A 10,197-nucleotide genomic window follows, 5' to 3' on the forward strand; every position below is an offset into this window, starting at 1 on the left:
AATCCATCGCATGTATGTCCGCGCACTCATCGTTGTCCTGATCGTCCTCAATGCCGGTGTGGCGTTGTGGTGGGCGTTGCAGCCGGCACCGGCAGCGGTGGCGGCACCGCCGCAGCCGGCCGGTGTGGCGCGCCTGGAAGTGCTGCCGAGTATTGTGGCAGCAGCGCCTGCGGAGTCAGGCGAGGCAAACACGGCCTTGGCAACTCCGGGCACTGCGCCGACGGCACCATCGGATGCATCGACATCGACATCGACATCGACATCGACATCGGCACCGGAATCGCCTGAGACATCGACAACCCCAGCGGCAGCGTCTTCTTCGACAGCTGCGGCCGCCGCGATGGTGCCCGACACGTCGCAGCCATCGGCACCGGTTTTACCGCCGGCCAAGCTCGCTCCGACACCGGCTGAAGTTGCCGCGGCAGCGGCGATCAAGCCATCGCCAGCGCTGCCCGCTCCGGCCGCTGCGCCGGAGCGCTGTGCCAGCCTGGGGCCGTATGCGGCGCGCGCCGAGGCCGATGCCGCGCTGGCACGCCTGCGTGGTCAGGCCACGCGCGCCAGCGTGCGCGAGGACAAGGACGCCGGGATCAGTACGTTCCGGGTGATGCTGCCCAACGTCGGCGATCGTGCGGCGGCGCAAGCCTTGGTCAAGCGCATCGCCGCCGCCGGCATGGGCGACTATTACGTGATTGCCCAGGGTGAGGACAACACCATTGCGCTGGGGCAGTACCAGAGTCGCGAACGTGCCGAGCGACGTCAGGCCAGCCTGGTTGGCGCGGGATTTCCGGCGCAACTGCTGCCCAGCGGTAGCGCGCAATCGCGCTGGTGGATCGATGTGCGCAGCACCGCCGCGATCGGCACATTGCAGGGCACCGCAGGTGCAACGCGTCAGCGGTCGCTAGATTGCGCCGCGCTGCGCTAGAATGCGCACCGGCGCGCAACGCGCTTGGCCTTTGCCGGCATAGCTCAGTTGGTAGAGCAACCGCCTTGTAAGCGGTAGGTCCCCAGTTCGAATCCGGGTGCCGGCACCACGAAGGTCCTTCGTGCTCTCCCGCAAACTGCATGTAGCTGGGTGCGGGCTGTGCTGTCAGCGCCCCGGAACGCGTCTTCCCGGGTTCGACCGGTCGAGAACAGATCCCTGCACGCAGCCCGCCAATCACTGCGCCGGTTGCGGCTGCCTGCGCGTGGTCCACACGGCAACTCAGGCCGGGCGACCGGCCGATAGCAGTTCCAGTGCGGCCTTGTCGGCGTCGGCGTGGGTGGCCGCGCCGCGCAGGCGTTCGGCCAGTGCTGCAACGACGATGGCGTGGGCCTGGCGGAGCACGCTGTCTGCATCGGCGCTGGCGTCCACGACGTGCTTTCCCGGCAACTGCAGCTGCGCAAAGATACTGCGGCAGCGTTCCAGGTTGTCCTGGGTCTCGAAGTGATTGGGCGCATCGCCGCGGGCGCGGATACGCGCCAGCCCGGTGGGCGGGGGCAGGTCGAGCAGCAGCAGCACGTCCGGGCGCGGTGCGAAGGCGTTGCGTTCCAGCAGATCGTCCAGCGGCAGGCCGGCGGCACCCTGGTAGGCGACCATCGATGGGAAATACCGGTCCAGGATCACGATGTCGCCGCGTGCCAGCGCCGGTGCGATCAGGGTGTCCACGTGCTCGTGGCGGTCGCGGATCAGCAGCTCGGCTTCTTCGTCCGCGCGCAGGCGGCCGGTGGCGGCGGACTGGCGCAGTTGGGTGCCCCAGGGGCCATTGGTCGGCTCCTTGCTCAGCACGACGCGCGCGCCGGCTGCTTCCAGCGTGGTGGCCAGGCTGCGGGCAAGGGTGGTCTTGCCGGCGCCGTCGATGCCTTCGATCGCGATCAGCAGACCGCCGGGCTTCAGTTCGATTGTCATCGCGCTACTTTATCCGATCGTGGTGCTGGATCAGTATTTGGACAGCGCGTGGAAGCCGCCCTGCAATGGCCGATCCCGGTGGGTCAGGTATCCGCTGCGTGCCAACGATCGCGGTACTGCAGCCGTGCATCGATGCCTTCGCGAGACGGCTGGACGAATGGTTTGTCCAACGGGTTACCTGGCGCGTATAGCAACTGCATTGCAACCACCGGTTGCAGGCGCGACTGATTACCCGCTGCCAGCGCTATTGCTTACGCTGTATCACCGGTATGCCCTGCGTGATGTCGGGAATGTCCTGATGTCCTGGTCTCCGACCGCGCGCCATACTGAACAAGTCAGGCAACGCGCTCGAAGGTATGACGTTCGCGTCGCGTGTCTGGCATCAAGGAAGATGGACGCGTTGCCGCCACCCTAGAGGCGGCATCCCCCGCGTGACGCCCTTTCAGGCCCCGTCGTGACCGGATTCCTTGTTTTTTCTTATGTACCGCCCACATCCGCATGCGCCATGCGCGCGGCCGATCAGCTAGTTGCCGAGGTGTAACGATAGGACAGCAGCGACTTCACCAGGAACGTGATCTGGGTGGCCGAGCGCGCATCCACGCGCATGACCGGGATGCGGAAGCCTTCGGCCACCAGCGCATCGCGGAACGGCGGCAGCAAAAAGTCCTGCATTTCGTCGGTCATGGTGATGCCCACCGCCAGGCTTGCCGCAGGTGCGATCTGCGAAAACTCGCGCAGCAAGGCCACGGTGGCATCGCGCATCTGCGGATCGCGCGCGCTGACCAGCACGATCACGCCCAAGGCGCCGTCGCACACCAGCGGCCACATGAAATCCAGGTACTTCTGCCCCGGCACGCCGTAGACGTGCAGCAACTCGCCGTCCTCCAGTTCGATCGAGCTGTAGTCCAGCGCGACCGTGGTGTAGGTCTTGTCGCCGTAGGCATCCTGGCTGAGCGGCATCTCGGTGCTGACCGGCTCCACGTCGGAGATGGCGCGCACGGCAGTGGTCTTGCCGGCGCCCATGCCGCCAACGAACACCAGTTTGTTGGCCGGAAGACTCATGACTGCGCCTGAAAGAGAGAGAGGCCAAAGCGACGTGCGACCCAGGAGAAAAACCGGGAGTTGCTGCTGTCCGGACGGGGCTGCGTTGCAGGCACGGGAATCTCCGCGGTCTGGGCAAGGCCGCTGGCGAGTGCAGCGGCGAACAGGCATTCCACCGTTTGCAGCGGCAGCTTGCAAGCATTGGCCAGCGCCTGCGGGCGCCACGGGCGCGCATGCAGGTGGGCAATGGCCAGCAGCCGCGCCGGCGAACTGGTCTCGGCGCTCAGCTCCGGCCATTGGCGCAACTGCAACGCGTGGCTGGGGTCGACCGCCGGCAGCGCCGGGCGCAGGTGCTCGGGCAGGGCGAAATACAGCGCCTCGAACGAAAGACGTTGGCTCAATGCGCTATCGGCGGTGTCCGGTACGACCTGCCAGCCGGGGCGATCCAGTGCTGCGACCAGCTCCGGCAACGCAATGCCGGCGGGAAGCTGCACGCAGCCGTTGGCCGGATCCACGCGCACCTGCAGTTGTGCGTGGCGCAACAGCACCGCAGCGGTACCGAACTCGCCGCGGCAATGGCGGACCAGCAATGCCGGCTCGGCGACCTGCGCGTGATCGGAGGACGACAGTAGCAGGCGCATCTGTTCGTTGAGTTCGCGCACGGTGGCGCCGTGCTTGAGCCATGCGCCGCCGACCGGTGTCCGCGACACCACCAGCACACGCACGGGTTGGCCTTGCAAGGCCTGCCAGGCGGCCAGGCCGTCGGCGCTTTCCAGCCCCAGCACCACCACCTCGGCGGCGTGTTGCGGCCATTGCCCCAACTGCACGTCGATGCGCTCGGCCAGCAGCAACGAGCACGCCAGTTTCAGGCGCGTGGTGTGCAGCAGGTCCAGGCCGGCCGTGGCGACCCGCATGGCGTGAATGGGTGTGGTCATGACAGGGCGCCGCGTCGGCGCTTTGAAAGTGCGGTGCCTGCCGGGACAAGCCGGCAGGCCGGGCAGGCGACGCGTGCGCGCCGCCGGTGTGGCATCAACCGAAGTCCAGGGTCTTCTCGAACGCCTTGAGCTCGTGGCGGGCCATGGCCAGATTGGCCTTGGCGCGATCCAGCACGACGTACAGGAACAATGTGCCGTTGCTCTCCAGCGGACGCAGCAGGTGGTACTGACGCGCCAGGGTGATCAGGATGTCTTCGATGGTGTCGTTCAGGCCGAGCTGCTCGGCGATACGGCGCTTGGCACGCACCACTTCGGTATTGCCGGCCGCGGCAAGTTCCAGGTTGAGATCGGTGCCGCCGGTCATGCCCAGCGCCATGCCACTGTCGCTATCGACCAGGGCGGCGCCGACGAAGCCGGCGATCGAATGCAGGTGTTCCAGATTGAGTTTTGACACGGGTCGTCCTTACGAGCGATGAGAAATGGGTGCATTGGCACAAGCACGAACAGTGCCAAACGCTCAGCTTGCCTGCTGCGCCAGCGCTGCAGCCAGACGGCCGGCGCAGTCGCGCGCATTGAACAACAGCGCCGCGGCATTGAGGTCGCTGTCGCCCACCGCCGTGAGCGTCAATGGTCTGTCGGCGCGAATGCGGATCAGCACCAGCTGCCCGCCACGCGTACTGATGGTGGCGTAGTCGGCTTCGCTCAAGCTGGATTCGCGCGCCAGGGTCTCACCCAGGGTCAGGAACGAATTGGCCATCGCTGCCAGACGGCGACCGTCCACATCCAGGCTGGAGTGTTCGGCGATGGCACGCCCGTCGGCGGTGGACAGCATCAACAGACGGACGCCCCGCTCGCGCTCGATGGTCTGCGCAAATTCGCGCCCGATGCGCTGCAGATCGTAGTGATGCGACGCCCGCGCGACCTCGCCCACGGCAGCCTTGACGACCTGGTTGACGGCGTTATGCGGCATGAAATTCTCCCCTGTACGAAACGCGCTGCGCGATGAAAGACCTTGTCGATGACACCGGGTCCCGCGCTGGCGGGCGAACAGTAGCGTCGGCATGTTTTATCATCGTCATAGCACCCTCAATGTCTTAACTGTGCGGTCAGGCAAGCACATTCCGCAAAGCGCGGATACGCCAAAAACTGCCCAACCACGTCACTTGAAGCGACTGTCAGGACGCCGTTGCCGCCGCCAAGCGAACGCGGCCGATGCCCGGCGCTGATTCGCCGAACTGCATCACGCCTGCACCGCAGCGTTGCGCCCGCTGCCTGCACCGCCCTGACGATTGCCCGCTACGCACTATCGGCCGCACTTTCGATTGCTGCAGTGGCAGATGCAATTGCGTGATGGGTGACGCACGTCGTGCTGCGCTGCCGCGCGTCAGCGCGCGGGCCGACGACTAGACTGCAGCGCTTTCTCGATGCTGGAGCAATGCATGGCAACGCAGTACCTGCCGGTTTCCCTGATTGGCGTTCCCACCGACATCGGTGCCGGCCACCGTGGTGCGCGGATGGGGCCGGAGGCGCTGCGCATCGCCGGGTTGCAGGAGGCCTTGATCGGCCGCGGCGTGGAGGTGTGCGATCTGGGCAATCTGGATGGCCCGCGCAATCCCTGGCAGGCCCCGCAGGCCGGCTACCGGCATCTGGACGAAGTGGTGGCCTGGAACCAGGCGCTGATGGAGGCAAGCTATGCGCAGCTGCGTGCCGGGCGCATGCCGATCATGCTCGGTGGCGACCATTGCCTAGGCATCGGCTCGATCACCGCCGTGGCCAAGTACTGCCGCGAGCAGCAACGCCCGTTGCGGGTGCTGTGGCTGGATGCGCATTCGGACTTCAATACCAGCGAGGTGACGCCATCGGGTAATGTGCACGGCATGCCGGTGGCCTGCCTGTGCGGGCTCGGTCCGCAGGCGTTGACCCACCTGGGCGGCAGTGCGCCGGCCTTGCTGCCCGAGCAGGTGCGGCAAATCGGCATCCGCTCGGTGGACCCGGAGGAGAAACGCCTGATCAAGCAGCACCGCATCGATGTCTACGACATGCGCTACATCGACGAGGCCGGCATGAAGCGCACCATGGAGACCGCCTTGCAGGGCATGAGCGCGGACACCCATCTGCACGTGAGCTTCGATGTGGATTTCCTGGACCCGAGCATCGCGCCGGGCGTGGGCACCACCGTGCCGGGGGGACCCAACTACCGCGAGGCGCAGCTGGTGATGGAGATGATCGCCGATACCGGGCGCATGGGATCGTTGGACATCGTCGAACTCAACCCGGTGCTGGACAACCGCAACGCTACCGCCGAGCTGGCGGTGGATCTGGTCGAGAGCCTGTTCGGCAAGTCGACACTGATGCGAGATTGATCGATCGCTGAACGCAGCACGCCACGTTCACATCAAATCTACGGCCGCGCAGTCAGATTTGTCGCCAGAGATGGTGCGTCTGCACCGAACGCAGAACTGAGGAAGACCGATGAAGCGACTGCTGACACTGATGGTACTGGGCCTGTTTTCGGCCGGCGTGATGACTGGCTGCAATACCATGGCTGGCGCCGGCAAGGACATGCAGGGCGCAGGCGAGAAGGTCGAAAAGAAGGCCGACAATTGCAGCGACGGTAAGTGCTGATCCTTGAGTTTTGTTTGATCGTCGTTGTTTGATTTGATTGATCTGCGGCAAGCCGCCGCTTTACCCACGAAGGAGTCTGTTATGAAGCGTGCAATTGTGCTGCTGGTGCTGTCGGTGTTGTCGGTCGGTATGCTGTCGGGTTGCAACACCGTCGCAGGTGCCGGCAAGGACGTGCAGGGCGCTGGCGAGAAGGTGGAAGACGCTGCGCGCAAGTAATTTAGCGCTGCATGCAGAAAAACGGGCCGCAAGGCCCGTTTTTTTTGCCCGATGTTTTTGCGCAAACAAGGCTGCCTGACAACGTGCCTTGGCACTGCGAAGGCGGCCAATGCGAAAAAAGTGCGCGGCAAGCGTAGGCAACCATTCAGTGCGGTGAGTCCGGGTTTGACGGCTTTTGATCTGCAGCGAACGGGGCCATGGGCACTCTGTTGACACGGTCAATCGCGGCCGCATCAGCGGAGTCGACGCAATGAACACTGACATCATTTCCGGCAAGTGGACCCAGCTCAAGGGCAAGGCGCAGGCCAAGTGGGGCGACCTCACCGACGACGATTTCAAGGTTGCCGAAGGCAATGCCGAGTATCTGCAGGGCAAGCTTCAGGAGCGCTACGGCTGGGACCGCGACCGCGCCCAGACCGAGGTACGCGCCTTCGAAAAGTCGCTGCGCGACGACACCTGACGGTGCACCGTCACCGCGCCCACCCACCATGGTGAGCGCGAGTTGCACACGACGGGCCGCTCGATGCGGCCCGTTGCGCGTCTGCCGCCGATGCCGCCAGCAGCAGCCATCAAACGCCGTCGCGGCCATGCCATGGGCACGGAACCGCTAAACTTGCGTGCTGACTCCCTGGCCTTACGCAGATGACCACTCGCGTCCTTACCGGTATCACCACCTCCGGCACCCCGCATCTGGGCAATTACGTCGGTGCGATCCGCCCGGCCATCCAGGCCAGTGCAGCGGCCGATGCGGAAAGCTTCTATTTCCTGGCCGACCTGCACAGCCTGATCAAGGCGCAGGACCCGGCGCGGACGCAGCGCTCCACCCTGGAGATCGCGGCCAGCTGGCTGGCCTGCGGCCTGGACCCGGAAACGGTGTGGTTCTATCGCCAATCCGATGTGCCGGAGACCACCGAGTTGCTGTGGCTGCTGACCTGCGTGGCCGGCAAGGGCATCCTCAATCGTGCGCATGCCTACAAGGCGGCGGTGGACAAGAATCGCGCCGACGGCGAAGACGACGATGCGGGCGTGACCGCCGGCTTGTTCATGTATCCGGTATTGATGGCCGCAGACATCCTGATCTTCAACGCGCACAAGGTGCCGGTGGGACGCGACCAGATCCAGCATATCGAAATGGCGCGCGATTTCGCCCAGCGCTTCAATCACGTGTATGGCCGCGACTTTTTCACCCTGCCCGAGGCGGTGATCGACGAGCAGGTCTCGACGTTGCCAGGGTTGGATGGTCGCAAGATGAGCAAGAGCTACGGCAACACGATTCCGTTGTTCGCCCCGCGCGAGGAACTGCGCAAGCTGGTGTTCTCCATCCTCACCGATTCGCGCGCGCCGGGCCAGGCCAAGGACACGCAGGGGTCGGCATTGTTCCAGCTGTACCAGGCCTTTGCCACGCCGCAGGAAACGGCGGCCTTTGCGCAGGCCTTTGCCGACGGCATCGGCTGGGGCGATGCCAAGCAACAGCTGTTCGAGCGGATCGACCAGGAGATCGCACCGCTGCGCACGCGCTATGACGCGCTGATGGCCGAGCCGGCCAAGATCGAGGCGATTCTGCGCGCTGGGGGCGCACGTCTGCGCGCGCGCTACGCCACGCCGTTTTTGGCCGAGCTGCGTGCTGCGGTGGGTCTGCGCGACCTGTCCAGTCAGGGCAATGCGGCTGCGACGCCGGTGGGCGAGAAGAGCGCGCCGCCGGTGTTCAAGCAGTATCGCGAGAGCGATGGGCAGTTCTATTTCAAGTTGAACGATGGCGCCGGTGCGATGCTTCTGCAAAGCGATGGCTTCGCCTCGCCACGTGACGCGGGCCAGCTGATTGCGCGGCTGAAGCAGGCCGAGCAGGGCAGCGACCTGCAACTGCCGGGCGTGCATGCGCAGGTGGAGGCGGACGTGATCCTGGCGGCAATGCGCGTGTTGCGCGAGGCGTAACGACACGCGTGGAGCCGGTGGCTAGACTGTGGCCTCTCGCATAGCCGTGGGGGAGCAATGACAGCGACCGCCGATTCCAGCATCCACACCATCGACACCGGCTTTGGCGGCGTGCAGTTCGATGCGGCGTACCTGATCGTCGAAGCGCAACGCGGCGCCTTCGTGGATTGCGGCACTTCGCTGTCGGTGCCGCAGATGCTGGCCGCGTTGCAGTCGGCCGGGTTGACGCCTGTGCAGGTGGACTGGCTGATCCTGACCCATGTGCACCTGGATCATGCCGGCGGTGCGGGTGCCTTGCTGCAGCACTTGCCCAATGCGCGGGTACTGGTGCATCCGCGCGGCGCGCCGCACATGATCGATCCGACCCGGCTGATCGCCGGTGCCACGGCGGTATACGGTGAGGCGGAAATGGCGCGCGGCTACGGCGCGATCGTGCCGGTACCAGCCGAGCGCGTGGTGGAAGCGGCCGACGGGCAGACCGTGATGCTGGGCGAGCGCGCGCTGCGCACCATCGAGACGCCGGGCCACGCGCGGCATCATCTGTGCGTGTGGGATGCACGCAGCCGCAGCTGGTTCACGGGCGACACCTTCGGCCTGTCGTATCGCCAGCTCGATAGCGCACAAGGCGCCTTCATCCTGCCGACCTCTTCGCCGGTGCAGTTCGAGCCGGAGGCGATGCTGCAGTCGATCGCGCGGCTGATGGAGGCCGCGCCGCAGGCGATGTATCTCACCCATTACGGCCGGGTCGAATCGCCGGCACCGCTGGCGCAGGCGCTGGTCGAGCAGATCCATGCGATGACCGCCATCGCGCTGGGTTGCGCGCAGCGTGCAGACCGCCATCGCTGCATGGTGGCGGCGTTGACCGACCTGTATCTGCAGCGCGCCCGCCTGCACGGCTGCCGCCTGGACGATGCGCGCGTGGCGCAGTTGCTGGGTACCGATATCGAACTCAACGCGCAGGGCCTGGCCTGCTGGCTGGACCGCGCGACGCGTACGAATTAGCGCTCCTGGAGCGGGTGACACCCCCACTCGAACGTTGTAGCGAGTCGTAGCCTCGCTTGGCTGCAGTCCAAAGCCGGGTCAGTCGAGTGCGCGGTGTCCTCGCCGCTTGCGGGACACGCCGTGAACCCGTCCTTGGGGGCTCGGTGGCGGCATCCCTGCCGCCACACGGTCCTGCAACCGGCGTGGACGCCGCACCAGACCGTTTGTCGGCTGCTTTCTTGCAAGCGTGTTGCTTGGCTTGCGATGAGCAGACGAGACGTTTCTGGGTTGCGCTTTAAAAAGCTTGTCTGTTGTTCGGCTTGCGCTAGGAAGTTGCTCAGAAGCCGGTCGACGCACACTGATCCGATCAGTACACGTCATGCCCCGTGCTTGACCAGATACACCGACCATCTCGACTGGTCCTTGCCCGCTCACCGTCGCGGGACCTTGAGCGGCATGGATGCCGCGCCAGAGCCTTATCTGTTCGGATTCTGGCAGTTTGGGCGTCGAGAGCCGGCGTGGGCCACCGTGAGAGCCTGGATCGTTACCGATCGTCGTGTAGCTGGGTGCCCACGCCGGTTT

At 65.5% G+C, this 10,197-nt stretch carries 12 protein-coding genes and 1 tRNA gene; 8 read left to right on the forward strand and 5 right to left on the reverse strand.

Going from position 1 to position 10,197, the window contains the following annotated elements:
* The first annotated feature begins 10 nt into the window (after positions 1 to 10).
* On the forward strand, positions 11 to 922 hold the full coding sequence (locus tag LL972_RS19260; RefSeq protein WP_228328952.1) for an SPOR domain-containing protein: 912 nt from the start codon (positions 11 to 13) through the stop codon (positions 920 to 922).
* A 33-nt stretch (positions 923 to 955) separates the two neighbouring features.
* A tRNA-Thr gene (locus LL972_RS19265) sits at positions 956 to 1,031 on the forward strand.
* Between the two features lie 170 nt (positions 1,032 to 1,201).
* Here the strand turns inward: LL972_RS19265 and tmk are convergent.
* The 5 genes from tmk to LL972_RS19290 form a co-directional block, all read right to left on the reverse strand.
* Positions 1,202 to 1,885, reverse strand: coding sequence for a dTMP kinase (gene tmk / locus LL972_RS19270; RefSeq protein WP_228328953.1), 684 nt, complete (start codon positions 1,883 to 1,885; stop codon positions 1,202 to 1,204).
* Positions 1,886 to 2,404: 519 nt separating this feature from the next.
* Positions 2,405 to 2,947, reverse strand: a complete 543-nt coding sequence (locus LL972_RS19275; protein ID WP_016904520.1) for a GTP-binding protein — start codon at positions 2,945 to 2,947, stop codon at positions 2,405 to 2,407.
* Positions 2,944 to 3,861, reverse strand: coding sequence for a hypothetical protein (locus LL972_RS19280; RefSeq protein WP_228328954.1), 918 nt, complete (start codon positions 3,859 to 3,861; stop codon positions 2,944 to 2,946). The genes LL972_RS19275 and LL972_RS19280 overlap by 4 nt, the downstream gene beginning before the upstream one ends.
* A 94-nt stretch (positions 3,862 to 3,955) precedes the next feature.
* Positions 3,956 to 4,315, reverse strand: a complete 360-nt coding sequence (locus LL972_RS19285) for a hypothetical protein (RefSeq protein WP_016904518.1) — start codon at positions 4,313 to 4,315, stop codon at positions 3,956 to 3,958.
* Positions 4,316 to 4,378: 63 nt separating this feature from the next.
* A complete protein-coding gene (locus LL972_RS19290; protein WP_228328955.1) occupies positions 4,379 to 4,831 on the reverse strand; it encodes a roadblock/LC7 domain-containing protein in 453 nt (150 codons plus the stop codon).
* Between the two features lie 469 nt (positions 4,832 to 5,300).
* Here LL972_RS19290 and rocF point away from each other — a divergent pair, with 469 nt between their 5' ends.
* The 6 genes from rocF to LL972_RS19320 all read left to right on the forward strand — a co-directional run bounded on the left by rocF (position 5,301) and on the right by LL972_RS19320 (position 9,636).
* Positions 5,301 to 6,224 carry an arginase gene (gene rocF / locus LL972_RS19295; protein WP_228328956.1) on the forward strand — a complete coding sequence of 308 codons (924 nt, stop codon included), beginning with the start codon at positions 5,301 to 5,303 and terminating at the stop codon, positions 6,222 to 6,224.
* A 109-nt stretch (positions 6,225 to 6,333) separates the two neighbouring features.
* On the forward strand, positions 6,334 to 6,486 hold the full coding sequence (locus LL972_RS19300) for an entericidin A/B family lipoprotein (protein WP_006451340.1): 153 nt from the start codon (positions 6,334 to 6,336) through the stop codon (positions 6,484 to 6,486).
* 81 nt (positions 6,487 to 6,567) lie between these two features.
* Positions 6,568 to 6,702: an entericidin A/B family lipoprotein gene (locus tag LL972_RS19305; RefSeq protein WP_016904515.1), complete on the forward strand. Its 135-nt coding sequence runs from the start codon at positions 6,568 to 6,570 to the stop codon at positions 6,700 to 6,702.
* Between the two features lie 250 nt (positions 6,703 to 6,952).
* Positions 6,953 to 7,162 carry a CsbD family protein gene (locus LL972_RS19310; protein WP_016904514.1) on the forward strand — a complete coding sequence of 70 codons (210 nt, stop codon included), beginning with the start codon at positions 6,953 to 6,955 and terminating at the stop codon, positions 7,160 to 7,162.
* Positions 7,163 to 7,344: 182 nt separating this feature from the next.
* Positions 7,345 to 8,634, forward strand: coding sequence for a tryptophan--tRNA ligase (locus tag LL972_RS19315; protein WP_228328957.1), 1,290 nt, complete (start codon positions 7,345 to 7,347; stop codon positions 8,632 to 8,634).
* Between the two features lie 57 nt (positions 8,635 to 8,691).
* A complete protein-coding gene (locus LL972_RS19320; protein ID WP_228328958.1) occupies positions 8,692 to 9,636 on the forward strand; it encodes an MBL fold metallo-hydrolase in 945 nt (314 codons plus the stop codon).
* The last annotated feature ends 561 nt before the right edge of the window (positions 9,637 to 10,197 follow it).

Origin of the sequence: Xanthomonas campestris pv. asclepiadis, assembly GCF_020784175.1 — a bacterium.
Classification (GTDB): domain Bacteria; phylum Pseudomonadota; class Gammaproteobacteria; order Xanthomonadales; family Xanthomonadaceae; genus Xanthomonas; species Xanthomonas campestris_D.